This window comes from Gordonia sp. SCSIO 19800 (assembly GCF_018132775.1).
Classification (GTDB): domain Bacteria; phylum Actinomycetota; class Actinomycetes; order Mycobacteriales; family Mycobacteriaceae; genus Gordonia; species Gordonia hongkongensis.
This window is the reverse complement of the sequence record NZ_JAGRQM010000002.1, coordinates 359,973-386,812: the sequence shown is the minus strand read 5'-3', so window position 1 is coordinate 386,812 and position 26,840 is coordinate 359,973. Positions and strand designations below refer to the sequence as shown.

At 67.5% G+C, this 26,840-nt stretch carries 23 protein-coding genes; 13 read left to right on the top strand and 10 right to left on the bottom strand.

Features of this window, described 5'->3' with window-relative positions; all coding sequences use genetic code 11:
• On the top strand, positions 1-195 hold a 195-nt coding region (locus KB201_RS04040), incomplete at its 5' end, for a hypothetical protein (RefSeq protein ID WP_211538428.1).
• A gap of 347 nt (positions 196-542) precedes the next feature.
• On the opposite strand, the gene KB201_RS04035 is transcribed toward KB201_RS04040, so the two are convergent.
• A complete protein-coding gene (locus tag KB201_RS04035; RefSeq protein ID WP_078113360.1) occupies positions 543-2,024 on the bottom strand; it encodes an NAD(P)/FAD-dependent oxidoreductase in 1,482 nt (493 codons plus the stop codon).
• 119 nt (positions 2,025-2,143) lie between these two features.
• On the opposite strand from KB201_RS04035, the gene KB201_RS04030 reads away from it, so the two are divergent.
• A complete protein-coding gene (locus tag KB201_RS04030; protein ID WP_211538427.1) occupies positions 2,144-3,361 on the top strand; it encodes an MFS transporter in 1,218 nt (405 codons plus the stop codon).
• On the opposite strand, the gene malQ is transcribed toward KB201_RS04030, so the two are convergent.
• The 6 genes from malQ to KB201_RS04000 all read right to left on the bottom strand — a co-directional run bounded on the left by malQ (position 3,333) and on the right by KB201_RS04000 (position 9,651).
• On the bottom strand, positions 3,333-5,465 hold the full coding sequence (malQ, locus tag KB201_RS04025; protein WP_211538445.1) for a 4-alpha-glucanotransferase: 2,133 nt from the start codon (positions 5,463-5,465) through the stop codon (positions 3,333-3,335). The genes KB201_RS04030 and malQ overlap by 29 nt on opposite strands.
• Positions 5,466-5,544: 79 nt before the next feature.
• The gene (locus KB201_RS04020) at positions 5,545-6,951 is read right to left on the bottom strand and encodes an FAD-binding oxidoreductase (protein ID WP_211538426.1); all 1,407 of its coding nucleotides are present in this window, start codon (positions 6,949-6,951) and stop codon (positions 5,545-5,547) included.
• Positions 6,932-7,585, bottom strand: coding sequence for an SDR family oxidoreductase (locus KB201_RS04015; protein WP_165629752.1), 654 nt, complete (start codon positions 7,583-7,585; stop codon positions 6,932-6,934). Before KB201_RS04015 ends, KB201_RS04020 begins: the two co-directional genes overlap by 20 nt.
• A 167-nt stretch (positions 7,586-7,752) precedes the next feature.
• On the bottom strand, positions 7,753-8,019 hold the full coding sequence (locus KB201_RS04010; RefSeq protein WP_211538425.1) for a GlsB/YeaQ/YmgE family stress response membrane protein: 267 nt from the start codon (positions 8,017-8,019) through the stop codon (positions 7,753-7,755).
• Positions 8,020-8,201: 182 nt separating this feature from the next.
• The gene (locus KB201_RS04005) at positions 8,202-8,645 is read right to left on the bottom strand and encodes a lipoprotein LpqH (RefSeq protein WP_058251911.1); all 444 of its coding nucleotides are present in this window, start codon (positions 8,643-8,645) and stop codon (positions 8,202-8,204) included.
• Positions 8,646-8,700: 55 nt separating this feature from the next.
• Positions 8,701-9,651: a ParA family protein gene (locus KB201_RS04000; RefSeq protein ID WP_211538424.1), complete on the bottom strand. Its 951-nt coding sequence runs from the start codon at positions 9,649-9,651 to the stop codon at positions 8,701-8,703.
• 374 nt (positions 9,652-10,025) lie between these two features.
• Between KB201_RS04000 and KB201_RS03995 the strand changes: the two genes are divergently transcribed.
• The 4 genes from KB201_RS03995 to KB201_RS03980 all read left to right on the top strand — a co-directional run bounded on the left by KB201_RS03995 (position 10,026) and on the right by KB201_RS03980 (position 14,186).
• Positions 10,026-10,667 (top strand): hypothetical protein, encoded by a 642-nt coding sequence (locus tag KB201_RS03995; protein WP_211538423.1) that lies wholly within the window; start codon positions 10,026-10,028, stop codon positions 10,665-10,667.
• Between the two features lie 84 nt (positions 10,668-10,751).
• The gene (locus KB201_RS03990; RefSeq protein WP_211538422.1) at positions 10,752-12,587 is read left to right on the top strand and encodes a hypothetical protein; all 1,836 of its coding nucleotides are present in this window, start codon (positions 10,752-10,754) and stop codon (positions 12,585-12,587) included.
• Entirely contained in the window at positions 12,584-12,862 is a 279-nt protein-coding gene (locus KB201_RS03985) for a hypothetical protein (RefSeq protein WP_211538421.1), read from the top strand. Before KB201_RS03990 ends, KB201_RS03985 begins: the two co-directional genes overlap by 4 nt.
• On the top strand, positions 12,837-14,186 hold the full coding sequence (locus KB201_RS03980) for a hypothetical protein (protein WP_211538420.1): 1,350 nt from the start codon (positions 12,837-12,839) through the stop codon (positions 14,184-14,186). Before KB201_RS03985 ends, KB201_RS03980 begins: the two co-directional genes overlap by 26 nt.
• 7 nt (positions 14,187-14,193) lie before the next feature.
• Here the strand turns inward: KB201_RS03980 and KB201_RS03975 are convergent, their stop codons facing one another.
• Positions 14,194-14,394: a hypothetical protein gene (locus KB201_RS03975; protein ID WP_211538419.1), complete on the bottom strand. Its 201-nt coding sequence runs from the start codon at positions 14,392-14,394 to the stop codon at positions 14,194-14,196.
• Positions 14,395-14,495: 101 nt separating this feature from the next.
• On the bottom strand, positions 14,496-14,969 hold the full coding sequence (locus tag KB201_RS03970) for an NUDIX domain-containing protein (protein WP_211538417.1): 474 nt from the start codon (positions 14,967-14,969) through the stop codon (positions 14,496-14,498).
• Between the two features lie 83 nt (positions 14,970-15,052).
• Between KB201_RS03970 and KB201_RS03965 the strand changes: the two genes are divergently transcribed.
• Together KB201_RS03965 and KB201_RS03960 are read left to right on the top strand one after the other, a co-directional pair.
• Positions 15,053-16,249: a pyridoxal phosphate-dependent aminotransferase gene (locus tag KB201_RS03965; RefSeq protein WP_211538416.1), complete on the top strand. Its 1,197-nt coding sequence runs from the start codon at positions 15,053-15,055 to the stop codon at positions 16,247-16,249.
• 14 nt (positions 16,250-16,263) lie between these two features.
• On the top strand, positions 16,264-17,469 hold the full coding sequence (locus KB201_RS03960) for a serine hydrolase (RefSeq protein ID WP_211538415.1): 1,206 nt from the start codon (positions 16,264-16,266) through the stop codon (positions 17,467-17,469).
• A gap of 587 nt (positions 17,470-18,056) precedes the next feature.
• On the opposite strand, the gene KB201_RS03955 is transcribed toward KB201_RS03960, so the two are convergent.
• The gene (locus KB201_RS03955) at positions 18,057-19,316 is read right to left on the bottom strand and encodes an HNH endonuclease signature motif containing protein (protein ID WP_211538413.1); all 1,260 of its coding nucleotides are present in this window, start codon (positions 19,314-19,316) and stop codon (positions 18,057-18,059) included.
• Between the two features lie 570 nt (positions 19,317-19,886).
• Between KB201_RS03955 and KB201_RS03950 the strand changes: the two genes are divergently transcribed.
• The 5 genes from KB201_RS03950 (at position 19,887) to KB201_RS03930 (ending at position 26,840) form a co-directional block, all read left to right on the top strand.
• Positions 19,887-21,269: an FAD-binding oxidoreductase gene (locus KB201_RS03950; RefSeq protein WP_211538411.1), complete on the top strand. Its 1,383-nt coding sequence runs from the start codon at positions 19,887-19,889 to the stop codon at positions 21,267-21,269.
• Positions 21,270-21,301: 32 nt separating this feature from the next.
• Complete coding sequence (locus KB201_RS03945) at positions 21,302-22,492, top strand: helix-turn-helix transcriptional regulator (RefSeq protein WP_211538410.1); 1,191 nt, start codon at positions 21,302-21,304, stop codon at positions 22,490-22,492.
• A gap of 166 nt (positions 22,493-22,658) precedes the next feature.
• A complete protein-coding gene (locus KB201_RS03940) occupies positions 22,659-24,296 on the top strand; it encodes an aromatic/alkene/methane monooxygenase hydroxylase/oxygenase subunit alpha (protein WP_211538409.1) in 1,638 nt (545 codons plus the stop codon).
• A 322-nt stretch (positions 24,297-24,618) separates the two neighbouring features.
• Positions 24,619-25,659 (top strand): 2Fe-2S iron-sulfur cluster-binding protein, encoded by a 1,041-nt coding sequence (locus tag KB201_RS03935; RefSeq protein WP_211538407.1) that lies wholly within the window; start codon positions 24,619-24,621, stop codon positions 25,657-25,659.
• 62 nt (positions 25,660-25,721) lie between these two features.
• Positions 25,722-26,840: an aromatic/alkene monooxygenase hydroxylase subunit beta gene (locus KB201_RS03930; RefSeq protein WP_078113345.1), complete on the top strand. Its 1,119-nt coding sequence runs from the start codon at positions 25,722-25,724 to the stop codon at positions 26,838-26,840.

The following is a 26,840-nucleotide window of genomic DNA, read 5'->3' as shown; positions in this document are numbered from 1 at the left end:
CACAACGAGGTGTACGCCGCCCGTTACCGGCACCTGACCAGCCGAGAGGCCAACCAGCTCAACCCCAACCAGGCCCGAGTAGCGATCGCTGCCGCCCTGCTGCGGCAACTGTTCGTCGTCATCACCACCGCCACGCCGTGGAACCCCGACATCGCTGCCGGCCGTACCCGCCCCGCCGAAAGGACCGCCGCCTGACCCCTCACACCCTCCGGCCGGGACAAGCTCGCTGCTCCTTGGGCACACAAGCCCGACCCTGAGCCTGAGCAGTCCCCACCGGCGCGAACCAAGCTCGAATGAAGGCTGTTGGGTACCAACCCGTTTGAACGCTAGGTAGAGCCCGCGCCCGGCACGACCCCGGCCCGCTCGAACCCACCCACACACCCATCCCGACAGGCCACCGGCCGCCGGGCCACACCCCCACGCCCACACCCATCACAGGACCCCATTGACACAACCCTCATAGGCTGCTCAGGGAGCAAGGGGTGAGGGCGCGCCTTCCGCAAGCTCCGGGCGCTCCTCAGGGAGCTGTCGGAGCGGAGCGCTCAGCTGAACTCGTAGTCGCGCAACGGGAACGAGTCCATCTCGCGGAGAGTTCGCAGCGTCGAGGCCGGGCGGAGCAGCGTCGCCTCGCCGTGCTGGTTGAAGTAGTAACTGCGTGACGTCGCGCAGTCCCCGTTGTAGAACACCGAGGACTGCAGACGATCGGTCACCTCGTCGAGGAAGGCGTCGTTGGCCTCCTCGGTCACCTCGAACGTCCGTTGCCCGCGGCGGCGCAGTTCTCCGAAGAGGCGGGCGATATGCTTCATCTGCCCTTCGATGGTCGTGAAGTACGACAGGCCGCTGTAGGAGTAAGGACTGTTGAGGGACAACAGGTTCGGGAACTTCGGGACGGTGACGCCCTCGTAGGCCTGGAAGCGGTTCTCGCGCCAGAACTCGCCGAGGTTGCGCCCGTCCCGGCCGACGATGTCGAAGGCCGGGAAGTTGGTGTCCCAGAGGTTGAACCCGGTGGCGAGAACGAGGGTGTCGATCTCGGTCCGGGTGCCGTCCGCGGCGAGGATCGCACCGGCTTCGAGGCGGGCGATGCCACTGGTCTGCAGGGTCACGTTCGGCTGGGCGAAGCTGGCGAAGTAGGTGTTGGAGAAGGTGGGGCGTTTGCAGCCGAAGTCGTAGTCCGGGGTGAGCTTCCGCCGTAGTTCCGGGTCGGCGATCTGGCGCCGCAGGTGCGCCTGGGCCAGTCGGGCGGCGAGTTTGTTGCCGGGCTTCACCTGCTTGTAGTGCAGGACGCCGAACACCATCAGCAGTTCGAGAAGCGACGAGTTCACCAGTCGCGCAGCACGCTGGGTGAGCGGGAACCGGCCGAACAGTTGCTGGACGAGCGGCGGGATCGCGAAGTCGATCTTGGGCACCACCCAGATCGCGGTGCGCTGGAAGACGGTCAGGGCCTCGGCGCGGGCGGCGATCTCGGGGATGAGCTGCACCGCGGTCGCACCGGTACCGATCACGGCGACCTTCTTACCGGTGAAGTCGAACCCGTCCTGCCAGTCCGCGGTGTGCAGGATCGTGCCCGCGAAGTTCTTGATGCCCGGGAACTCCGGGACGTGCGGCTGGGACAGGAACCCGGTCGCGGTCACCAGATAACGCGCCGTGCGTTCGGTGCCGGACGCGGTGCGGACGCGCCACAGCTGCTCGTCGGGGTCCCAGGTCGCGGACTCGACGACCGTTCCGAATTCCATGTGCCGCTTGAGGTCGTACTTGTCGGCGACGTGGTGGGCGTAACGCTTCAGCTCTGCTCCGGGGGCGAACAGCCGGGACCAGTACGGGTTGGGCTCGAAGGAATAGGAGTAGGTGACCGACGCGATGTCGACGGCGAGTCCCGGGTAGTGGTTCACGTGCCACGTCCCGCCCAGGTCGTCCTCCCGCTCGAGGATCGCGATGTTGTCCAAGCCCTGTCGCTTCAGTTCGATCGCGGCACCCATCCCGCCGAAGCCGGCACCCACGATCACGACGTCGAGTTCTGGTTGCATCCGACACCCCCCTCTTCGCTCACCCTGAATTACCGTTACCGACAGTTACCGTAACCCAGCACACAGCCGGGAGACCAGGGCCGAACCCTCCCGGACGCGGCGGTAGCGTGTCAGCTGCCATGTCTGACCGTTCGCATACCCCCGCCTCCCCTGCGCCGACCGGCGCATCCTTCGCCGCGGCGGTCTACGCCTTCGCCGTGATCATGCTGGGCACCACGCTGCCCACACCGCTCTACGCGATCTACGGCGAGGAACTCGATTTCGGCGTGACCACCACGACCGTGATCTTCGCCGTGTACGCGGCCGGCGTCATCGCCGCGCTGATCGGCTTCGGACGCTGGTCCGACGTCATCGGCCGGCGCAAGATGCTCATCGCCGGCGCGATCCTGTCGGCGGTCAGCGCCGTCGTCTTCCTCACGGCGGGCCCGGTCTGGCAGTTGCTGCTGGGCCGGGTGCTGTCGGGTCTGTCCGCGGGTATCTACGCCGGCGCCGCCACCACCGCGGTCATCGAACTGGCCCCCGCGTCGTGGCGGGGACGCGCTCCGGCCGTGGCGACCGCGGCCAACATCGGCGGCCTGGGGCTCGGACCGCTGATCGCCGGGCTTCTCGCGGAGTACGCCCCGTCCCCGCTGCACACCCCGTTCGTACTCGATCTGGCGCTACTGGTGCTGGTCTTCATCGGCATCTGGCGTCTGCCCGAGACGGTGGAGGTCGTCCCCGGCGCCCGGTTGAGCATCCAGCGACTGTCGGTCCCCGCCGACATCCGCGGCGTGTTCGTCCGGGCGTCGATCGCGGCCTTCGCGGGGTTCGCGGTGATGGGCACCTTCACCGGCGTGATGCCGTCTTTCGTCACGAACATCCTCGGCATCGACGACCACGCATTCACCGGTTTCCTGGTGTTCGTACTGTTCGCGTCCTCGGCGGTCACCCAGATCGTCGTGCGCCGGATGCCGACCGAACCGGCCCTGATCGCCGGCTGCGCCATCCTCATCCTCGGGACCGGCCTGTCGATCCTGGGACTGGTCGCCGCATCGACCCCGGCGTTGCTCGGCGGAGCGGTGATCTGCGGTGTGGGGCAGGGCATGTCGTTCAGCAAGGGACTGGCGTCGGTGGTGGCGGCGACCCCGGTGGGACGCAAGGCCGAGGTCACCTCGACCTACTTCGTCGTCGCCTACGTCGCGATCTCGATCCCGATCGTCGGCCAGGGAATCACCGCGCAGCACTGGGGTCTCCGGCCCGCCGGGATCGCCTTCAACATCGGGGTCGCCGTGCTGGCCCTCATCGCACTCGTACTGACCATCGTCTCGGTCAGGAACCTGGCACGCCCGACTCGTTGAGCACCGAGATGAGGCGGCGGAAGCGCACGCTGCTGACGAGGTCCTCGACGAGCACGACGTCGCCCTCCGAATTGGCCAGCGGGACACACCAGTTCGGGTACTGACTGCTGTCGGTACCCGGCTGGTTCTGGATTCGCCGCTCCCCTACCGCATCCACGAGGGCCACGCTCAGCAGTACCGACGGGCTGCGGGCGATCACCGCATACAACGCATCGACGACCTTCGGGTCGGTCAGCGGGGTATCCCGGGACAACAGGCCGCGTTCGTAGGCGAGTTCGAGGACGGCGTCGCGTTCACGCGCATCGCGCGCCCGCTCCGCGTCCTCCCCGGAGGCGAGCAGTCCCAGCCGCGATCGCAGCGTGATGTGGTCGCCCGCCAGATATCCCACGGTCGGGGGCAGATCGTGGGTTGTCACCGAGGTCAGACACAGCTCGCGGTAGTCCTCGGGCGGGGTCGCGGCGTCGGGCCCCTGTTCGAACCACAGGATCGACGTGCCGAGGATTCCGCGCTCGCGGAGTGAGTCCTGCACCGACGGTTCGAACACCCCGAGATCCTCGCCGACGACCACCGCATCGGCGCGCTGCGCCTCGAGCGCCAGGATGCCGATCAGCGCCTCGCTGTCGTAGTGCACGTAGGTGCCCTGTGCCGGGCTGCTGCCGTCGGGTATCCACCAGAGCCGGAACAATCCCAGGATGTGATCGACGCGCACACCACCCGCGTGTCGGAGGACGGTGCGGATCATGTCGCGGTAGGGCTCGTAACCGGCCTCGGCGAGGCGTCGTGGATGCCACGGCGGTTGGTCCCAGTCCTGGCCCTGCTGGTTGAAACCGTCGGGCGGCGCCCCCACCGTCGCACCGGAGGCGAGCACGTCACCGAGGGCCCACGCATCGGCGCTGTGCCGTGCAACCCCGACCGCGAGATCGGCCATCACACCGATCTCCATGCCGGCCGATCGCGCCGCGTGCGCGGCGGTGGCCAGTTGCTCGTCGCAGATCCACTGCAGCCACATGTGGAAGTCGATGCGCCGGGCCATCTTCCGACGCTTCTTCTTCATGAACGCGGGGTCTGCGAACTTGCCCTGCCAGCGCGGGTCGTCGGCGTCGGACCGCTCGGCCAGCGCGCACCACGTCGCGAAACGCTTGAGGCCCTTCCCCTCCCGGCGCCGGAATGCGCGGTAGGCGTGCGCACGAGCCGGGGCGAGCGGGACGCCGTAGATGAGTTCGAGCGCTTCCAGCTTGGCGCGGAATGCCTTGTTGCGCCGGATCTTGTCGGTCGCGGTCTTCTCGTCGAGGAAGCTGCGCTTCAACGCCTTGACCCACTTGCGCTGCGACTTCGACAGCCCGTCCAGCTCGGGGATGTCGGTGATCCGGATGTAGAGCGGATTGACGAATCGTCTCGTCACCGGCAGGTACGGCGACGCCTCGATCGGCGCCTTCGGCTGGGCGGCGTGAAGTGGATTGACCTGGACGAAGTCGGCGCCGTACGCGCTGGCGGCCACCTCGCAGATCCCGGCGAGATCGGCGAAGTCGCCCACGCCCCACGAGTCAGCCGATCGGATCGAGTACAGCTGCGCGGCGAGTCCCCATCGCTTCCGGCCGATCAGCCGGTCGGCGGTGTGCAGTCGGCGCGGCGTCACGATCAGGGGCGCGCTCGAGGCCGATGAATCGTCGAGATCGATCGCCTTGATCTGGTGATATCCGGTGGGGAGGTCGTCGGGCACGGCGAACGTCGCACGGCCGATCAGCATGCCGTCGACCTCGCGCGGCTCGACCCAGACATCGAGTTGGGGGGCCGCGACGTCGTCACCGGTTTCGCTGACCACCCACACCTTCACCAGGTGCCCGTGCGGAACATGCACGGCGAACGTGGCTCCCGAGCCCTCGGTCACGACTGTCACGGCCGGGACGAACTCACGCCACGGTTGCTCGTCGATCTCGCGAATCGAGTTCTCGATCTCCTCGGGCGAACCCGCGGGGACGTTTAGCGCCCGGAGCACCGCGACCAATGTGTCCTGGTCCACCTCGTGCCGCTCGTCACCCCAGCCGACATAGCTGGAAGCGACGCCGTAGCGATCCGCCAGTGCGGTCAACCCATCGAGGTTCACATCAGCCACCCGTGCATGATCGCAGGATTTCCGTGCGCCCGCCGCCCGCGCCGCCGGGTTCGGTCCACCGGTTCGGTCCTCACGGAAAGATCACCCCCGGGTTCAGGGTTCCCCGCGGGTCCAGCGCGTCCTTGATCGCGCGCATGGTCGCAAGGTCGGTGGCGTCGCGGCCGAGGTGCGTCCACGCCGACTTCGCGCGGCCGATACCGTGCTCGGCACTGATGCTCCCGCCGTTGGCGGCCACGATCCCGAACACGTGGTCGGTGACCGCGCCGGCCTGCGCCGGCGGGACGTCGAGCAGGTTGACGTGGATGTTGCCGTCACCGACGTGTCCGAAAAGAATTGGCCGACAGGAAAATTCGTTTTCGACACCCACACGGGACAGTTCGGCGAAGGCCTCGGGCAGTGCCCGGATCGGAACCGAGATGTCGAGCTTGACGACCGGCGTCGCGCTCGACCGGGCGATGGCCTCGGTGTGGCCCTCGCGACCGGACCACAGGGCGCGAGCCGGCGCCCGTGCGAGCACGGCGTCGATGATACCGGTCGCATCGCCGAGCAGCTCGGCGGTCGCGGTCTCGATGTCCCCGGCTCCCGACACCTCGAGAAGGACGTAGAACGGTCCCGGCGTCGCCGTCGGGCGCCGGTGCCCGTACTCGGCGACGAGCGCGACTCCGGCCTCGGTCATCAGTTCGGCGGCCTCGACGGTCAGTCCCGCCGCCGACGCGGCGCCGATCAGCCCGATTGCGTCCTCGACGCGCTCGATCGAGGCGACCGCGACGGTGGCGGCCGAGGGCGGCGCGACGAGTCGGAACAGGACCCGGGTGATCACCGCGAGGGTTCCCTCGCTGCCGGCCAGGAGAGCTGGAAGGTCGTATCCCACATTGTCTTTGACGAGGGATGTCCACCGGCGGAGGACCCGGCCGTCGGCCAGGACGGCCTCGATCCCCGCGATCTGCGACCTCGCGTTGCCCCGCCGGATCATCCGCGTCCCACCGGCATTGGTCGACACAACCCCGCCCGCGGTCGCGCTCTGGCGGGAGGCGAGGTCGATACCGAACGACAGGCCGTGCGCCGCGGCGCGGAGGTCGATGGATTCGACGGTCGCGCCGGCCTGGGCGCCGACACAACGACCGACGGTGTCCACCTCGTCGATGTCGGTCATCCGCACCGTCGACAGCACGATCCAGCGCTCGCCGACGGAGGCGGCCGGTGGCACCGAGCCGCCGACGAGTCCGGTGTTGCCGCCCTGCGCGCAGACCCGGATGCCCGACCGGTCGCATTCGGTGAGCACGCGCGAGACCTCGTCGGTGGTGCGGGGCCGGACCACCGCCTCCGCCGCTCCGCGATACCGCCCGGTCCAGTCGGTCAGGAACCCTGCCGTGGCGTCCGGGTCGGTGAGGACATGCGCGTCGCCGACGATCGCGCGACAAGCCGCGATAACGGCGGCAAGAGGGGAATCCGGCTCCTCAGGACCGTGGGAAGGCATCGAGGATCGGGGTGTCGCCGTCGTTGAACTCGATCACCTCGTGCACCGCCGCCGGATGGTCGAGAACGGCCGCCGCGACCTGGGCGACGTTGTCCCGGCTGACCTGGTCACCCTCGACCCGGTCGCCGCCGAGCGTGATGCTGCCGGTGCCGTTCTCGTCGGTCAGCTTGCTGGGTCCGAGGATCGTCCAGTCGAGTTCCGTGGACTTCAGGTACGTGTCCGCAGCCGCCTTGGCCTCGGCGTAGGCGTGGAAAGAGTTGTCCTCGGGCACACCGTGATCGGGTCCGGCGCCGAAGTAGGACACCATCACGTACCTGCGGACTCCGGCCCGCACGGCGGCGTCCATGGACCGGATCGCGGCATCGCGGTCCACGGCGTACGTCCGCTTCGGATCGCCGCCGCCGGCCCCCGCGGTCCACACCACCGCGTCGTGGCCGGAGATCGCGGTGGCGATGCCGGTGGTGTCGAGGGTCTCGACGTCGGCGACCACGGGAACGGCCCCGGTGTCCGCGACGTCCTCGGCGTGTTCGGGATTGCGGATGATCGAGGTCACCTCGTCGCCGCGTTCCGACAGAATCCGCGCCAGTCGCAGCGCTATCTTGCCGTGTCCGCCGATGATCGCCACTCGAGTCACTGGATGCTCACTTTCGGTTGCTCACTTGTGCGGTCGCCACTCTCGTACCCAATCCAACGTACGCACATGCACTCGCACCCGACACGGCCCCGACGCGACTCCGCCCCGGCCCGACGTTCGATGCGAACGTCGAGCCGGGGCGGAGACGAGGACCGGTCCGGCAGACCTCAGACGCGGGTACGACCGCGGCCGGTCACCAGCTTCACGAGGAACAGCAGGATGCATGCGCCGACGAGACAGGTCACGAACGTAAGAAAGATGCCGCCACCTTCCACGTCAAACAACGCCTGCAACAACCAGCCGCCCAACAAGCCGCCAACGACGCCGACAACGATGTTGAGAATGATTCCTTGCTGTGCGTCGGTTCCCATGATCTTGCTGGCGATCCAGCCGGCGAGCCCGCCGATCACAATCCATACGAGGATGGCCCACATGTCTGCTCCTAAGGGTCGTCGTTGATCCGTTGTGCAAATCGTTAGAGATCGCGAAGACCTCTCGAATCGCTACGAATCGGAACGTACCCAGACCGACAGAGCGTCAAACAGTGTCCGAGGAAAATGTGTACACATCGAGACCGGACCGGTCACCGGACCGAGACCAAGCGGCGGAACCGGGATCAGGGGCAGGTCACCTTGATCTCGTAGGACTTGGTCACCGGCTCGGTCGGATTGGCGGGATCGATCCCGGATGCGTCACCGGTGACCGTGTAGGTGTCCCCGTCCTTGGTGACCTCGCCGCTGCCGCCGCCGGCACCCTTCTGATAGGCCAGCACCACGCCATCGAGCGAGCCCAGACCCACGGATTCCACCTCGGGCGAGTCACCCGACGTCAGGACGACGCCGATACCCGAGCCTCCACCCGATCCGATCCCGATGGTCACCTTGCCCGCGGCGTCGGTGCACCCGACCGTCTTGTCCGCCAGTTCCAGTTCCTGACCGTCGACGGTCACGGTGGCCTCCGCGTCGGTACCACCCGACGCCGAGTCATCGGAACCGCACGCCGTGAGGGCGACGGCCAGTGCTGCGGCGCCGAGAACCGAGGTGATGTGCACTTTGCGCATGATGGAGCTCCTGAGGAGTCGAACGAGGCGCCACCGGTCAGCGGCTGAGATGAACTTAGACGCCTGAGCTGCGGTTCGGCGTCGGTCGATCGAATGGGCCACGGGAACTCGGAACCGCCCCGGAGAGTTCGGCCCGAGCGAGTTCGGCCCGTGCGAGTTTGGCGTCGGCCTCGACCATCACGGCGCGGGTCAGATCGCGGAACTGTTCGTAGTGGCCGTGGTAGCCGTACTTTGCATGCAGGCTCGGCCAGGTTGCGAAGTCGGCGGCGGCACCGATCGCGTTGCCCTCGTGCAGGTAGGTCGGCAGGACGTTCTGGATCGAGGTGTCCCGTCTCAGTCGTCGCACCGTGTCCTGATGGAGGGTCGACGCCGCCCGATACTTGGTGATCACGACCCCCAATTCGACGATTTCCCGCCCCAATTCGGTGCCGAAATCGGCGACCTGACGCTGGATGTGCGGAATCGCATATGTGGACAGGACATCCGGGATGGTCGGGATCAGATATGCGGCGGCCATCGCCAGCCCGTTGAGGCTGAACGGTCCGACGTTGGGCGGGCAGTCGACGAGGATGTAGTCGTATTGCCCGGCGATCGGGGCCAACGCGTTCGTCAGTACCTCCACGGCCGCCAGATGGTCGTCCGCAGCAACCCGGTGAGCACTGAGCTCCTCGGCCAGTTCGATGAGGTCCAGGGACGACGGCAGCAGGTCGATCCCGGTGAGCCCGGCCACGGTCGAGACATCGCGCTGCACGCTGCCCTCGAGGTCGAACGATTCCGTACCGTCGAGCAGGTCGGTGAAGAGTGTCGCGACGGTGTGCCGCCGGGCGTTGCACGTCAGCCAGTGTTCCTGCCCGATCATCATCGTCGTCAGGTTGGTCTGGGCGTCCAGGTCGACGAGCAGCACCTTCTTGCCGAAGACGCCGGCGAGGAAGTCGGCGAGGCCTCCCATGAGCGTGGTTTTCCCGACCCCGCCCTTGAGACTGATGGTCGCGATCACCGTCGGCATGGCGTCCCCGGTCTGTTCGGTCGCCCTGCTGTTCGGACGTCCTGCGTCCCGAGTAGATTACCGAGCCGGCGCGCAGGCCACCGGGTGTTCGGTGGCGCCACGACGGCCGCCCGGCCTCTCGCACCGGCGAATCCGACGCCGAATGTCTTTTCCACCCTCATTCTGCGGGCATTACCCATATCTGTAAGAATGGCCGAGTCGAGCATTGACCGGAGATTTCTGTCGATTCGGTCATGTGAATACCAGCCGGGTGAAGAACGATGTGACAATCGTTGACGAGAATCGAACGGAATGCGAACTGCCGTTATTTCCCGACGACCGTGCGACTTGTTTGTCCTGGTCGGAACAGAACACCCATGTGGAAGGACACCCGTATGAGCAACCGAGTCCGGACGGCCACCGTCGGCCTGGCGGTGTGCGCCGCAGCGGCGTTCGGAGCCGCCCTCGCGCCCGTCGCCACCGCCGCGCCGAGCGATGTGACCGCGACACCCTCGGTGTCCGGCAATACCGTCACCCTGACGGTGACGAACAACGCCGCGAAGCGCATCGGCTGCGAGATCGTCGGCGTCCCGGCCGGCGGAGCCCCGACCAATGTCGTCTTCGGATATCAGACGCCGGAAGAGCTCGGTGCGCTCATCTCCCCCGGCTCGTCGAAGTCGTTGCCGCTGCGGATCTCTCAGGGCACGCCGCCGACACCCAGTGGGACGACGACGATCCCGGACGGCACGTACGACATCTACTGGGGATGCACCACGATCACGCTGCCACCGGGCACCGGAGCAGCCGAAGAGTTCTGGGGCACCAACCCGCCGGTGACAGGGACGACCCCGACGGTCGCCGCGCCGCTGCGGGTGACCGTGCCGGGCGGGGCGGCAACGCCACCGGCCCCGGAATCGGAGGCCCCGGCGGCGCCCGGATTGCCGAGCATCCCGGGCCTGCCCGACATCCCCGGCCTCTCGGGGATCGAGCTGCCGGAGGAGATCTGCACGACGTCGTCGTGCGTCCCCGTCGGATGAGCTGAGCGGGCCGTTCACCGCGCGTGATCGCCGTTTTGCCCAATGCACTTCCGGGACCCGGGTGCGGTTGTGCATACTTCGACCATGTCAACAAGCGATGTCACGCGCCTCCATCTCGCCGCCGAAGGTGGTGGAGCGGCACTCGACCAGGTCTTCCTGATGTCGGCGGTGGCCGCCGTCGTGTCGGTCGGCCTGCTCTGGATCGGTTATCTGCATCGCACGCGCAAGATCACGTGGCTGACCACGCTGTCCGAATGGGCCGCGCGCCGCGTGAACCGGCCGCCGTGGGCGGCCCTGCCGATCTTCTTGTTCACCAGCACGATCATCTGCGCCCTGTTCGGCTTCCTGTGGGATGTGAGCCTGCACATCGGCGACGGCCGCGACGAGGGGCCGCTCGCGAACCCCGCGCACTATTTCATCCTCGTGGGCCTGTTCCTACTCTTCATCTCGGGCATGCTGTCGGTGTTCCTGCCGTTCGACAAACCGGGTCGCTCGGCAGTCCGGATCACTCGCCACTGGTATGCACCGGTCGGCGGAATCCTGTTGGCGGGATGCGGTTTCTACGCACTGCTCGGCTTCCCGCTGGATGACGTCTGGCATCGCATCTTCGGCCAGGACGTCACCCTCTGGGGCCCGACCCACCTGATGCTCATCGGCGGCGCGGGCCTGTCGCTCATCGCCGTCGTGATCCTCGACCGTGAGGGCCGGGCCGCCATGGGGCCCGACGCCCCGGACGACGGCCGGAGCCAGTGGCTCGTGCGCTGCCTGGCCTTCGGCGGGCTGGTGATCGGCATGTCGGTGTTCCAGATCGAGTACGACTTCGGCGTCGAGCAGTTCCGGCTCGTGCTGCAGCCGATGATGATCGCCGGGGCCGGGGCCTTCGCTCTCGTCGCCGCCCGGATCAGCCTCGGACCGGGCGCCGCGCTGGTCGCGGCGGTGTTCGCGCTCGCGTTGCGCGGGGTGGTCGCCGTCGTCGTCGGCCCGGCGTTGGGCGCACCGATCAACGTCTTCCCGCTCTACCTGGGCGCCGCGGTGGTGATCGAACTCCTCGCGCTGACCCCGCTCGTCAGACGCCGCGTGCTGTTCGGTGCGGTGGCCGGTCTGGGCGTGGCGACGCTCGGGCTGTGGATCGAGTCCTGGTGGATCGCCGCGGCCTACCCGTTCCCGTGGGTCACCGGAATGTGGGGTGAGGCGCTGGCGATGGCGATCCCGGTGGGCGTCGTCGCCGGCGTGTGCGGCGGACTGCTCGGCATCGTCAGTGTCGGCGAGCGTCTCCCCAGTCGCTGGATCAGCGTCACCGCGGTCGTGCTGTCCGTGCTGGTGATCGGCGGTGCCGTCGCCAACGGCCTGCGCGTCTCCGTACCCGCGGAGACCACCGCGCGCGTCGTCCTCACCCCGGCCGGGCCGAACGAGGCTGCCGACGAGAACGTGACGGCCGAGGTCTTCCTCGACCCGGCCGACGCGCTCAGCGACGACCCCGAGTGGGTCACGCTGATGTCGTGGCAGGGCGGGATCGACAATGACCGCGGCATCGTCATCGACCGGCTGGAGCGCGTCGGCCCCAACCACTTCCGGTCCACCGAACCGATGCCGGTGTCGGGATCATGGAAGACCATCCTGCGCGTACAGGACGGCACCACGATGGCGGGCGTGCCGGTGTATCTGCCGGCCGACCCGGCGATCGGCGCGGAGGGCGAGCCGGCTCAGCTGACGTCGACGAAACCGTTCGTCGCGGAGATATCGATCCTGCAGCGCGAGCGCACCTTCGACTACCCGTCGTGGCTGTTCGGCGCGGCATCCCTGGTGGTGCTCGTGTGTTCGCTGTTGCTCATCGCGGCGCTGTCGTGGGGAGCCGGCCGGGTGAACGCCCGGGAGGCGACGTCGGGCGCGCGGGAGCCTGAACTCCAGCCGCAGCCGTGATCGCTCTCGCATCCGACCCCGGCGTCCACCACCTGGCGACGCACCCGCTGGTACTGGCACTGCCGGCCGTGATCCCCGCATTCCTGGTGGTGGGCGTCATCGTCGCGATCGCGATCATCGACCGTCGACGCGGGGACGAGGACGACGAGGAGGACGTCGCAGGCCGCCCGGGCGAGGCCGGCCGCACGGCCGCCGACGCTGCAGGCGGCGACCCCGATCCCACCGCTCCCCCAACCCGAAACGAGGCCGATGACCCCGCCCGCGAGGTCGACTGACGTTCTGCTCGCCCACGGACTGGGTGGTTCGGAGTACCTACCCGTCCCGCTGACCGCGGTGTTGATCGGCGGCGCCTGGGCGCTGACCATCTCGTTCGCGGTCATCGCGTTCGCTTGGCGTACACCACGATTCGGTCGGCCGGACGCCGGCCGAGAGCTCCCGAGATGGGTGACGGCGACCGTCGACAACCGTTGGGTGCGCGGCGTGATCAGCGGCGCCGCAGTGGTTCTCACCGCATGGCTGATCGTGGCCGCCGTCGGCCCCGACGACGACGAGAACCCCCTACCGGGTGCGTTCTATGTGCTGCTCTGGGTCGGCATGACCGTGCTGTCGGTGCTCCTCGGACCGGTGTGGCGACTGCTGTCCCCGGTCCGCACCCTGTTGCGGGCCGCCCGAGGTCTCGGCGGCCCGCGGGTCGTCGGCCTGCGGGAGTATCCGCGCCGGCTGGGCTGGTGGCCCGCGGCGTTGGGCCTGTTCGCCTTCGTCTGGCTCGAATTGGCGTCGCCCGACCCGAGTTCGGTGTCTTCGGTGCGGATTTGGCTGCTCTGCTACCTGGTCGTCACCCTCGTCGGTGGCGTGGTCTTCGGGTTGCGGTGGACCGCGGACGCCGACCCGTTCGCGGTGTACAGCACCGTGGCGTCACGCCTGTCCCCGTTCGCGCGCAACAGCGCCGGCCGGGTGATCCTCCGCAGTCCGATGAACTCGCTGCCCACGCTCCCGGTGCTCCCGGGTACCGTCACCGTTCTCGCGATCCTGCTCGGCTCCACCGCTTTCGACAGCTTCTCGGCGATCGCGTTCTGGCAAGACCTCGTCGCCGACGGCTCCAATGACAGCCGTGTGGTCGCGACCGTGTACTCGACCGCCGGACTGCTGGTGTTCATCGGCGTCGTCGCGGTGACCTTCTGGACGGCGGCCCGCGCGGTCGGCGGTGTGCAACCCGACCTCCGGCGCCGCCTCCCCGGTCTCATGGCGCACTCGCTGGTCCCGATCGTGATCGGTTACATCCTCGCCCACTACCTGCAGTCACTCGTCGAACAGGGACAAGAGGCCGTGCTCGCGCTCGGCGATCCGCTGGGACGCGGCTGGAATGTGTTGTGGCTCAGCGATGCTCATCCGGTGTACCTGATGAGTGACCACCCGACGGTCACGGTGACCCTGAAGGTGGCGTTCGTACTCGGCGGCCACCTGTTGGGGGTGGCCGCGGCGCACGACGCATCGTTGCGTCTCCTGCCCCGCCGGCATCAGCTGACCGGGCAGCTCACCATGATGGTGCTGATGGTCTTCTACACGTTCCTCGGGCTCTGGCTGCTGTTCGGCGGGTGACGCCCGGTCAGTAGGTGGTCGGGGGCGTGTTCTTCTTGTTCGAACGGAACAGCATGTAGCCGCCGTAGAGGGCGAGTGCGACGACGGCGATCCAGAAGAGTCCCTCGAGCAGCGGGCCGAGGACGGCCAGTGCGATCAGCGCGACCGCGATGACGCCCAGGACCTTCCAGAAGGTCATGCCGGTGGTGTTGTTCGTCGATGTGCTCATGAGCCCAGTCTGCGCCCGCCGAAGCCGGAAAGCGATGCTCGGCGGCACTTCTGGGGCGAACTTCAGGGACTTCCCTGAGGGAGCCCCTACCGCTGGAACCCCTACCGTCGGAACCACGCCTCGGCGTTGCCGGCCAGCGCCTTCTCGATCCGCAGTGCCGACGTGTCGGTCAGGTCGGACGGCAATGCGTCGGGCGCGAACCACGCGACGTCGGAGTTCTCGTCGTCGGCGGCCCGGGGATCGCCGTCGACGTGGCGCGCGAGGAAGCAGACGTCGAGATAGCGGGTCCGGTCGCCGTTCGGGTAGGTGATCAGCGGCGTGACGTCGATGCTGGTCAGTCTGATGATCTCGGCGGTGACATCGGTTTCTTCGCGGACCTCGCGCAGGGCCGCCCGCGCCGGCTCCTCTCCCGGTTCGAGGACGCCGGACACGACGGCCCACTGTCCGTTGTCGACGCGGCGCGTGAGGAGCACCCGCCCGGCGTCGTCGCAGACGACGACGCTGACGCCGGACAACCAGAGTTCGCGGGTACCGACCTGGGCACGCAGATCGCGGATGAATTCGGGAATGGGCACCCCCACATCCTGCCTGCCGGTGCGCGTCGCCGCCGGAGAGGTGGGGTCGGGTGCCAGATATCCCGACGCGCACAATGTCACCCATGAGGATCTCCCGACGTGCCGAAGGGATCGCCCCGTTCCAGGCGATGGAGTTCGCGAAGCGCGCCGCCGAACTCGAGGCGGCTGGTCATTCCGTCGTCAAGCTGAACATCGGCGAACCCGATTTCGGGGCACCGCCGGCGGTCCTCGCCGCCGCCCGCGAGGCGACCGGCCGTCCCCTCGCCTACACCGGTGCCCTCGGCCTCCCGGAGTTGCGCGAGGCGATCGCAGACTTCTACGGCCACCATTTCGGGGCGTCGGTGGATCCCGCGCGGGTGGCGGTCACCGCCGGCGCGTCGGCGGCCCTCCTGATGGCCTGCGCGGCGTTGATCGACCCGGGCGACGAGGTCCTCATCGGCGACCCGTCCTATCCGTGCAACCGCCAGTTCGCGCACGCCTTCGGCGCACAGGTCCGGCTACTGCCGACCAGCCCCGCCAACCGGTTCCAGCTCACCGCCGCCGAAGTCGACGACGCGTGGACGGACGCGACCCGCGGCGTCATCGTGGCGACCCCGTCGAACCCGACCGGCACCTCGATGCCGTATGAGGAACTCGTGACCATGTGCGAGCTCGCGGCGGCCCGGGACGGCTGGTCGATCGTCGACGAGATCTACCTCGGGCTGTCCGACCCCGGACCGGACGGTCGGCCGCCGCGCAGCATCCTGGCCGCCGACTCGCCGGGCGTCGCGGAGACGGTGGTGATCAACAGCTTCTCCAAGTACTTCGGGATGACGGGTTGGCGGCTGGGATGGTGCATCGTGCCCGCGGAACTCGTGGGGGTGCTGGAGCGGCTGGCGCAGAACTTCTACGTGTGCCCGCCCACGCCGTCGCAATACGCGGCGCTGGCCTGCTTCACGCCGGATTCCCTGGCGGTGGCCGAACAGAACCGTCGTGAGTTCGCGCGACGCCGGCAACTCGTCGTGGACGGGCTCGCGGACATCGGACTCGACGTGCCGGTCATCCCCGACGGCGCGTTCTACGTCTACCTCGACGTCGGCTCCACGGGCCTGACGTCGGCCGAGTTCTGCGACCGGGCGCTCGCCGAAGCCCATGTCGCCCTGACCCCGGGCCACGACTTCGGGGTCGCGGGCGCGGACCGGAACGTCCGTCTGTCCTACGCCGCATCCACCGACGACCTCACCCTCGCCATCGAACGACTCCGGACGTTCGTCGGGGCCGGTCACGTTCCACTTCGATGAGGAGAGACCATTCCATGACCTCTGCGGGACCAGTCCGTGCCGAACGCCTCGCCAAGGAGGTGACCCCGATCCTGACCGCCCGGACCGAGGGCGCGCCGCGGGTGCCGGGGGTGGTCGCGGGCGTCACGACCGACGAGGAGACGGTCTTCCTCGGTGCCGCGGGGGTGCGTGCGCTCGACGACGAGCAGCCGATGACCGTCGACTCCGTCTTCGCTCTGTTCTCGGCGACGAAGGCGGTGACCGCGACGGTCGCGTTGCAGCTCGTCGAGGAGGGCGCCTTGGACCTGCACGCACCGGCCCGCACTTACGTCCCGGCGCTCGGCGAGCTGCAGGTGATCGAGGGCTTCGACGACGACGGGCGGCCGCGCCTGCGGCCACCCGCCTCCGATGTCACGACTCACCAATTGCTCACGCATACCGCCGGTTTCGGTTACGACTTCTTCAACGAGACCTACCGTCGACTGACCGCGGACCACGGTGTGCCCGCCGTCGCCACGGCCACGAGGGCCTCGTTGCGAACCCCGCTGCTGTTCGATCCCGGCACGAAGTGGGAGTACGGCTCCGGGGTGGACTGGGCCGGCCAGGTCATCGAGGCCGTCACCGGACGCCGTCTCCGCGAGGTGGTGGACGAGCGGGTCCTCGACCCACTCGGCATGTCCGACACCGGATTTGCGCTGTCCGACGGCGCCCGGCGTCGGCGAGCGGTCCTGCACATGCGCAAGCGGGGTGAGCTCGTCCCCAACCACCGCTGGGAACAGCCTGCCGATCCCGAGATCGACATGGGCGGGCAGGGCCTCTGGTCCACCGTCCCCGACTATCTGACCTTCCTGCGAATGTGGTTGCGCGAAGGCCGCTCCGACCGCGGTCAACAGATCCTGCGCCCGGAGACCGTCACCACGGCGTTGCGCAACCAGATCGGCGATCTCGCGGTGCGACGGCTGCCCGGTGTGATCCCGCCGCTGAGCCACGATGTCGAATTCGATCCGGGGACACCGAAATCCTGGTCGTATCCGTTCATGGTGAACGACACCGACACCCCCACCGGCCGCAAGGCGGGCTCGCAGTCGTGGGCCGGGCTGGCCAACCTCTACTACTGGATCGATCCCCACACCCGGATCGGCGGCTTCTGGGCCACCCAGATCTTCCCCTTCGTCGACCCCGCATCGATCGACGGGTACCGCGACTTCGAGGCGGCGACGTACCGAGCGTTGGTGGACTGACCTACGGCGCGTTCGTCATCAGGCAACGCCGAGCAGTACCCAGTTGCTCTGCCCGGTGAGATCGCGAAAGCACCGACCCGGTAACGGCATTACGCAGAGACCGCTACCTCACAACGCCGCCGACGACCATGCCGTCGTCGACCACTCCTGTCCGGTGCACTCCAGTCCGTTGCACTCCGAGATCCCCACCGATGAACGCGAGGGTGTAGATGTAGGCGATCGGCGGGGGCACTGGCTGATCTGTCGTACCGGTCTCACCCCATCCATGGTGGCGGGCGCCCGCTGCTCGACCGTCGCGGTCGAGCGGTTCAACCGCGCCCCGGCCCGTCGCAGTGCTCCCTCATCGGTGGTCGACGACGGACTCAGCCAGGGCACGCCCCGAAAGTTCCGCGGAGTGTGGCTCGAGGGCCCGATTGCTGCCGAACGGGGGCGTTGCGTGTTCGTCCGACACCCCGTTCCCGCGACGGTGATCCGCTGCGGTAACGGAGTACGGAGGGGCAGCACTGTGGAGTTGTCAAGGGACGGACGCGGTCCCGGGTACGGTCCGGGTGCAGAAGGTGCTACGCGAAAGTGTGACGGAGGGCCGGTCAGGCGGCGTCGTCGAGTCGCATGGTGCGTCTGTTGTAGGCGGGTAGTGGTCGGCGTTGCGGATCAATACTGGCGGGTGGGACGAGCCAGGGGTGGCGGTCGTAACCGATGACGATGTCCCAGCCGTGGTGGTGGACCTGGGTGTGGCAGCGCTGGCAGAGCAGACACCCGTTGTCGAGGTCGGTGGGTCCGCCGTCGGCCCACGACTTGATGTGATGCACCTGCGTATGGGACGGTGGCGCACCACATTTGATGCAGCAGGTGTCGCGGACGATGATTGCTCTGCGGAGGTGTGCCGGATACAAGCGGTGGGTGTGGCCCATCTGCAGCGGCACGCCCTCACGGTCGAGGATGATCTCGGTGAACGATCCGTCGCACGACGCTTGTTTGGCGGTGGCGTGGCTGACCGTCCCGGTCCACGGCAGTGTCGCGAGGTCTCCGGTCGCGGGGATCGTCAGCATCAACTGGGTGCGTGGGCTTCCGACGGTGTCGATGCTCGCGCCGATCGCGGCTTGGTCGAGGATCAGTTCGAAGGCGTCGGCGCGGCGTTGCTCGGCGGTGCGACGGTCCTCGGCGCCGTCGGGTTCGGGCCGTGGGCAGGACCGTTCGTCGATCATGGCCAGGAACTTCTCACCCACGACCTGGGTGAGGTCGGCACGCACCTCGACGCGGCCGTCGTCGGTGGTGTGCGCGTTCACCGAGTTCAAGCGTGCATCGTCCGACGCTGGGGTTCCGGCGTCAGAGGCGTCGGCGAGGGCGTTGCTGATGGCGTGAGCATGCTTGAGCACTTCGGTCGGCGTAGCACCGGATAGTGCTTGGGCGATGAGTTCGATCTCATACCGGGAGCGTTCTCCCTCGGAAAGAGCTTCACCACACCGTTTTTCGATCTCGCTCATGCCGCGGACGATGGCATCGACGACCTCGCCGGACAGCCGCCCGTCAGCGGCATGACGAGACAGCGCAGGCAACCCCGGCAACGCATCGACGCTTCGCATGGTGCGGTGCGCGGCGGCCGGTGCGTGGCCTGACTCGATCAGCAGTTTCTTGGTGGTGCTCCCGGCCTTCTGTGCGACACCGAGTTCGTCGAGTTGCGCTGCGTGCGCGACGATCTGATGATCGGCAAGATTGCGGATCAGGCGCCACGTGTCGAGGGAGTCGAATGTTGCTCTGCCCGTCGGGTCGTCGGTGGGTGGGGTGGTCTCGATGAGTTGATCGAGGAGCGTGGTGAGCTCTGGCATGACTCCAAGGTAACGGAACATTCGTTCGACTACGAGGAGTTTCCACAGGCTCAGAAATCTCGAAACTGTCGACTGTGCAGCGTTTTTCGTCGACTGTGCGTCGATTCGCGTTGATTGTGCGTGAATCGTTGACAGAGGTGAACTTCAGTCACATCTGTTACGGATTCTGGGTGAAAAGTTGCGAGTCTGAAGTGGACTGAAGATCCCGCGAACTCGCTCTCCCGGGGCGCATCCGCAACCCGCCGGGCGTGTGGGGCTGGGTCCGCAGGGGTTGTGCAGCGGCGTCGGGTCACCAAGTGGCTTCGACTCGGCGCCTCGACCTCGACGCGCTCCTTCGTCGCTTGCTCGGCCCGGCGGCTCCGCTCGGTGCCGGCTCAACCAGCGGGGGTCGGGTCGACTGACGCCCCCCAGACTTCTGGGACGCACACGAACCCAGAACTCTGGCACGAGCATTTCCCGCGTTCGAGGGATGGCGGGAACAAAAGGGCGTCGGCCACTCTGAGTCCCATGGAGCTGCCGAGTCCGGCGGCCCACCACAGCAGCACCGACGCTCGAACCCGTTCATCCCCAGATCATTACGAAGGAAGCATCGTGTCCATCACCTCCGAACCCATCGACTTCACCGACTTCGACGCCCTGCTCTCCGCGGTCAGCGGTCCCGTTCTGACCCCGGCCGACGAGGGCTACACCGCCGAACTGACCGGCTTCAACCTCGCGGCGATACCCGCCGCTGACGTGGTCGTCGGGGCGACGAACGCTGCCGACGTCGCCGCCGCCGTGCGATATGCGCGCTCGAACGGGATGCGGGTCGGTGCGCGGGCGACCGGGCACGGATCGCCGATCGAGGGGCGCGGCACGGTCGTCGTCACCACGTCCCGGATGGCGGGGGTGAGTGTCGATCCGGTGACCAGGACCGCGCGCGTCGAAGCCGGTGCGCGGTGGCGCGATGTGGTCGCCGCGACCGCTCCGCACGGCCTCACCGGGCTCGTCGGCTCGTCGTCGTCGGTGGGTGTCGTCGGGTACACACTCGGCGGCGGGCTGAGTCCGTTGGGTCGTCAGTTCGGTTATGCCGCCGATCATGTCCGGTCGATCGAACTCGTCACCGCCGATGGTCTCGTCCGTATGGTGGACGCATCCGCGGGTTCGGACCTGTTCTGGGCACTGCTCGGCGGACGGGACGGCTTCGGCCTCGTCACCGCACTCGAGTTCGAGCTCTTCGATCTGCCCACGGTCTACGGCGGCGGGATCTTCTTCGCCGGCTCGGCGGCCGCCGACGTCCTGCACGCCTGGCGCGAATGGGCGCCCTCCCTGCCCGAGGAGGCCGGGACCTCGGTGGCGATCCTCCGCCTCCCGCCGGACCCCAACCTGCCCCCGCCCCTACAGGGTCAGCTCGCCGTGCACGTCCGCTACACCCACACCGGGGACCCGGCCACCGCCGCCGCGTTGCTCGCACCGATGCGGTCGGCGGGTCCGATCCTCCTGGAGAACATCGACGTCCTCCCGACCGCTGCGCTCGACGCGGTACACATGGACCCGCCCGGGCCGATGCCGAGTGCCGAACGCGGCTGCGTACTCGCCGACTTCCCGGCGTCTGCTGTGGACGCGCTGCTCGCGGTAGCCGGGCCGCAGGTCGCGAGCCCGCTGGCCATCGTCGAGGTCCGTCTCCTGGGTGGCCGGTTGCGGTCGCCGCAGCGCGTACCCAACGCCGTCGTGGGACGCGATGGCGCGTTCTCCGTCCTCGCCATCGGCGTACCCGCCGGCCCGCTGGGCGAACAGGTCGGTGAGCATCTCGCGGCCGTCACCGACGCGGTGGCCGCCCACTCCTGTGGAGCGCTGCTCAACTTCTCCGGGCGGACGGCAACCGAACGCGACGCGCTGTGGTCGACCGACCAGCGGACGCGCCTGGAGACCATCCGACGACGCCACGATCCGGCCGGTGTCCTCCGTCCGGGGGACCCCACTATTGTGGGATAGACATCCGTGCAGCTCATGCCCACAATTGTCGAATGACATCGAGTCTGACCGCCGAGCGTGTGCGCCGCGACATCGAGGTCGTGGCCCACGCCGGCCTCGGTCTCGACGACTTCTTCGCCGAGACCGTCGCCTCCCTGAGCCGCGCGGTGCCCGTCGACGCGGTCTGCATCGGCACCTTCGATCCCAACACCGTCCTGCTCACCAGCGCCCGCAAGTACGGATCACTGCTCGGCGAGGATCACCGGGACCCGGACTGGGGTCTCCTCGAATACGGGCAGGTCGAGCCGACGGCATACCGCGAGATGGTGGCCGCCAAACGCGATGCGGTCGGACTCAACCTCCTCAACCGGGGCGCCACCGAACGGTCTAATCGGATGTCGCAGTTGATGATTCCCGAATACTGCTTCCACGACGAGGCCCGCTTGGTGCTGCGTGACGGGGACCGGGCGTGGGCCGGGATCGCGATGTTCCGCAGCGGGGCCGGATGCCGGCCCTTCGACGCCGACGAGATCGACTTCCTGGGTTCGCTGTCGCGCACTCTCGCCTACGGCGTCCGCGTGGGGTTGCTGAGCAGTGTGGTCGCCGGCGGGACGAGTGCCGCCGCCTCGGCCGCCGTCGACGCGCCGAGTCCGCCACCGCCGACCGGCCACGGCCCGGCGGTGCTGATCATCGACCGCAGCAACGAGATCGTGCAGATGAGCGCCGGCAGCCAGGAGCGCATCGCCGACCTCGCGTCCGGTCCGAACGGCGCGGCGGTGATGAACCCGATCTACGGCCTGATCGGAGCCGCACGCCGTTACGGCTCGGGTGAGTCCTCCGTCCCGCCGCGCCTCCGGGTGCGCGGGGCGTCGGGCATGTGGCTCGTCATCCACGCGTCGCCGCTGTCGTCGGCCGACGGCCGGGTCGGCGAGGTCGTGGTGACCATCGAGGAGGCCCGCCCGCCCGAGATCATCCCGCTGGTCGTCGAGGCTTTCGGGCTCACGGCCCGTGAACGCGACGTCACCCAGATGGTGCTGCAGAGTGTGGCCACCAAGGACATCGCCACCGCCCTGCACGTTTCCGCCTACACCGTGCAGGACCACCTGAAATCGATCTTCGACAAGGCCGGCGTCCGCAGCCGGCGCGAGCTGATCGCGCGGATCTACTTCGACCAGTACGCCCAGCGTCTGAACGATCCGCTGCTTCCGTCCGGGTCGTTCGCCGCCGCGGATCGCGAGCTGTAGCGGTCCCTCACCACCTCCGAACCCGCCCCGTGCGCACCGCACCGGGCGGGTTCTCTGTCGTCGTCTCACAGTGAGACGTTTGTAATCCACGTCACAGGGTTGTATCGAAGTCGCTCCAGTCCATGCGGGCCGGCAATCCGCCGGCTCTCCACCGAGGAGGCGCACTTTGAGCAGGCAGAGCTTGACAAAAGCCCATGCGAAGATCACCGAGTTGTCCTGGGAGCCCACCTTCGCCACCCCGGCCACCCGGTTCGGTACCGACTACACATTCGAGAAGGCCCCCAAGAAGGATCCGCTGAAGCAGATCATGCGGTCGTACTTCCCGATGGAGGAGGAAAAAGACAACCGCGTATACGGCGCCATGGACGGCGCCATCCGCGGCAACATGTTCCGCCAGGTGCAGGAACGCTGGCTGGAATGGCAGAAGCTGTTCCTGTCGATCATCCCGTTCCCCGAGATCTCCGCGGCCCGCGCGATGCCGATGGCCATCGACGCCGTGCCCAACCCGGAGATCCACAACGGCCTGGCCGTGCAGATGATCGACGAGGTTCGTCACTCGACGATCCAGATGAACCTCAAGAAGCTGTACATGAACAACTACATCGACCCGGCCGGCTTCGACATCACCGAGAAGGCGTTCGCCAACAACTACGCCGGCACCATCGGCCGCCAGTTCGGCGAGGGGTTCATCACCGGTGACGCCATCACCGCGGCCAACATCTACCTCACCGTGGTCGCCGAAACCGCCTTCACCAACACACTTTTCGTCGCGATGCCCGACGAGGCCGCCGCCAACGGCGACTACCTGCTGCCCACCGTGTTCCACTCCGTCCAGTCCGACGAGTCGCGGCACATCTCCAACGGCTACTCGATTCTGCTCATGGCTCTCGCCGACGAGCGCAATCGCCCACTACTGGAACGTGATCTGCGGTACGCATGGTGGAACAACCACTGCGTCGTCGACGCCGCGATCGGCACCTTCATCGAGTACGGCACGAAAGACCGTCGCAAGGACCGCGAGAGCTACGCCGAGATGTGGCGTCGCTGGATCTACGACGACTACTACCGCAGTTACCTTCTGCCGCTGGAGAAGTACGGGCTGACCATCCCGCACGACCTCGTCGAAGAGGCGTGGAAGCGGATCGTCGACAAGCACTACGTCCATGAGGTCGCGCGGTTCTTCGCCACCGGCTGGCCGGTCAACTACTGGCGCATCGACGCCATGACCGACAAGGACTTCGAGTGGTTCGAGGAGAAGTACCCCGGCTGGTACAACAAGTTCGGCAAGTGGTGGGAGAACTACAACCGGCTCGCCTACCCGGGCCGTAACAAGCCGATCGCGTTCGAAGAGGTCGGCTACGAGTACCCGCACCGGTGCTGGACCTGCATGGTGCCCGCCATCATCCGCGAGGACATGGTCACCGAGAAGGTCGACGACCAGTGGCGTACCTACTGCTCGGAGACCTGCTACTGGACCGATGCCGTGGCCTTCCGGGGCGAGTACGAGGGTCGAGAGACCCCGAACATGGGTCGCCTCACCGGTTTCCGCGAATGGGAGACCCTGCACCACGGTAAGGATCTCGCCGACATCATCCAGGATCTGGGTTACGTCCGAGATGACGGCAAGACGCTGATCCCGCAGCCGCACCTCGACCTGGACCCGAAGAAGATGTGGACGCTCGACGATGTCCGCGGCAACGTCTTCAACAGCCCGAACGTGCTGCTCAACGAGATGTCCGACGAGGAACGGAACGCCCACATCGCGGCGTACCGCGCCAACACCAACGGGGCCGTACCGGCCTGAGTCGCGTCGACCCTTCGTGACGCGCTCTCCGCAAGCTCCGAGCGCTCCTCAGGGAGCAAAAGGAAACGCACTCAGCGCGAACTCCGAGCGCTCCTCAGGGAGCAGAAGGAAACGCACTCAGCGCGAACTCCGAGCGCTCCTCAGGGAGCAGAAGGAAACGCACTCAGCGCGAGCTCCGAGCGCTCCTCAGGGAGCGGGTGATGTCCCGCAAGCCATCCCCCTGCTCCCTGAGGAGCCAAGCGTCACCCCTGCTCCCTGAGGAGCGGAGCGCAGCGGAGCGTCACGAAGGGTCCCGGCACCCGAAGTCCGAACTGGAGAAACAGTGGCCGACACACATCGCATCAACTTCGCCCCCGTCGACATCGAGATGGAGGTCGGCGAGGACGAGACCATCCTCGACGCCGCATTCCGGCAGGGCATCCACCTCATGCACGGGTGCCGGGAGGGCCGGTGCTCGGCGTGCAAGTCCTACATGCTCGACGGCGACGTCCAGATGGATGACTACTCGACCTTCGCCTGCAACGACGCCGAGGAGGCCGAAGGGTATGTCCTGCTCTGCCGCACGTACGCCTACAGCGACTGCGACATCGAACTGCTGAACTTCGACGAGGACGAATTGCTCGGCGGCGCACCGATCCAGGACGTACGCACGCGGGTCACCGCGGTCGAGCCGATGACCAAGGACATCGTGTCCCTGCGACTCGACGTGGTCGAGCCGGCCACCTTCGAGTTCAAACCCGGTCAGTACGTGGACCTCTCGATCCCCGGTACCGAGGAGAAGCGGTCCTTCTCGATCGCCACCACCCAGTCGACCCCCGACAAACTCGAGTTCCTGATCAAGAAGTACCCGGGCGGAGTGTTCGCCGGCATGCTCGAGAACGGACTCGAACCGGGCACCGAGATCATGGTCAACGGCCCGTACGGGTCATGCACCCTCCGCAACGGGCACGTGCTCCCGATCGTCTGCATCGGCGGCGGCGCCGGAATGGCACCGCTGCTGTCCCTCCTCCGGCACATCAGCGAGTCGGAGATCGTCCGCCCGGTGCGCTTCTACTACGGTGCCCGCACCGCGGCCGATCTCTTCTGCCTCGACGAGATCGCCTCTCTCGGCGAGAAGATCGCCGACTTCAGCTTCACCGCATGCTTGTCCGAGTCCGCCGCCGACGCACCCGCAGGCGTCGCCGTGGCCGAGGGCAACGTCACCGACATCGTCAACGGATGCGAATCCGATCTGTCCCGAACGGAGGTGTACTTCTGCGGACCCCCGCCCATGGTCGACGCGGCGTTGGCTCTCGCCGAACAACATTCGGTGCCCCGTGACCAGATCTTCTACGACAGTTTCACCAGCCCGGCATTCGACTAGCCAGCTCGACACCCCAAGCCGCCGAACCCCTGACAGCCGCCGAACGAGGAGGAGCGCGCAGTATGTCCGCACCCACAGCCCCCAGATCCAACCAGCGAGAACGCAGTTTCCCGTCCATCGAGTTCACCGACGCCGAAGCCGGCGCCAAGGATTTCCCGAGTTCCAAGAGCCGCAAGTACAGCTACTATCAGCCGGCCAAGAAGCGCGCGACGATGTACGAGGACGTCACCGTCGACGTACAGCCCGATCCCGAACGGCACCTGAGTCAGGGCTGGATCTACGGCTTCGGCAACGGTCCCGGCGGCTACCCGCAGGAGTGGACGACGGCGAAGTCGAGCAACTGGCACGCCTTCCTCGACCCGAACGAGGAGTGGGACCAGACGATCTACCGGAACAACTCAGCGGTCGTCCACCAGGTCGACCTGTGCCTGCAGAACGCCAAGCGGGCACGCGCGTACGATTCGTGGAATTCGCCGTGGCTCAAGTTCATCGAGCGAAATCTCGGAGCCTGGATGCACGCCGAGAACGGGCTGGCACTCCACGTGTTCACCTCCATCCAGCGGTCGGGCCCGACCAACATGATCAACACCGCCGTGGCCGTGAACGCCGCGCACAAGATGCGCTTCGCCCAGGATCTCGCGCTGTTCAACCTCGACCTGTCCGAAGCCGAGGAGGAATTCGACGGCGAGGCACACAAAGAGGTGTGGCAGGCAGCACCGGAGTGGCAGCCGACCCGCGAGGTGGTCGAACGGTTGACGGCGGTCGGTGACTGGTGCGAGCTGCTGTTCGCCACCAACATCGTCTTCGAGCAGCTCGTCGGATCGCTCTTCCGCTCGGAGCTGGTCATGCAGGTCGCCGCGCGCAACGGCGACTACATCACCCCGACCATCGTCGGCACCGGTGAGCACGACTACGACCGCGACCTGGCCTACACACGCAGCCTCTTCCGAATCCTCACGCGCGACGAGCAGTTCGGCGACGAGAACAAGGAGCTGTTCGGCCAGTGGCTCGCCGTGTGGGTCCCCCGGTGTCTCGACGCAGCCCGTGCGTTGCAACCGATCTGGTCGCAGCCGGCGGACAAGTCGATCACGTTCGCCACCAGCCTGGACGCGGCAACCGCCAAGTTCACCGACCTGCTGACATCCATCGATGTCGCCATCCCCGAGGAGTTGAGCAAGTGA

Coding starts and splice junctions, on each gene's coding strand:
- KB201_RS04010 (WP_211538425.1), bottom strand. CDS start 8,019: ATGTGGGCCATCCTCGTATGGATTGTGATCGGCGGGCTCGCCGGCTGG.
- KB201_RS03990 (WP_211538422.1), top strand. CDS start 10,752: ATGTCAACAAGCGATGTCACGCGCCTCCATCTCGCCGCCGAAGGTGGT.
- KB201_RS04030 (WP_211538427.1), top strand. CDS start 2,144: ATGTCTGACCGTTCGCATACCCCCGCCTCCCCTGCGCCGACCGGCGCA.
- KB201_RS03930 (WP_078113345.1), top strand. CDS start 25,722: ATGTCCGCACCCACAGCCCCCAGATCCAACCAGCGAGAACGCAGTTTC.
- KB201_RS03955 (WP_211538413.1), bottom strand. CDS start 19,316: ATGTTCCGTTACCTTGGAGTCATGCCAGAGCTCACCACGCTCCTCGAT.
- KB201_RS04000 (WP_211538424.1), bottom strand. CDS start 9,651: ATGCCGACGGTGATCGCGACCATCAGTCTCAAGGGCGGGGTCGGGAAA.
- KB201_RS03980 (WP_211538420.1), top strand. CDS start 12,837: ATGACCCCGCCCGCGAGGTCGACTGACGTTCTGCTCGCCCACGGACTG.
- KB201_RS03975 (WP_211538419.1), bottom strand. CDS start 14,394: ATGAGCACATCGACGAACAACACCACCGGCATGACCTTCTGGAAGGTC.
- KB201_RS04020 (WP_211538426.1), bottom strand. CDS start 6,951: ATGCCTTCCCACGGTCCTGAGGAGCCGGATTCCCCTCTTGCCGCCGTT.
- KB201_RS04035 (WP_078113360.1), bottom strand. CDS start 2,024: ATGCAACCAGAACTCGACGTCGTGATCGTGGGTGCCGGCTTCGGCGGG.
- KB201_RS03965 (WP_211538416.1), top strand. CDS start 15,053: ATGAGGATCTCCCGACGTGCCGAAGGGATCGCCCCGTTCCAGGCGATG.
- KB201_RS03945 (WP_211538410.1), top strand. CDS start 21,302: ATGACATCGAGTCTGACCGCCGAGCGTGTGCGCCGCGACATCGAGGTC.
- KB201_RS04005 (WP_058251911.1), bottom strand. CDS start 8,645: ATGCGCAAAGTGCACATCACCTCGGTTCTCGGCGCCGCAGCACTGGCC.
- KB201_RS03995 (WP_211538423.1), top strand. CDS start 10,026: ATGAGCAACCGAGTCCGGACGGCCACCGTCGGCCTGGCGGTGTGCGCC.
- KB201_RS03960 (WP_211538415.1), top strand. CDS start 16,264: ATGACCTCTGCGGGACCAGTCCGTGCCGAACGCCTCGCCAAGGAGGTG.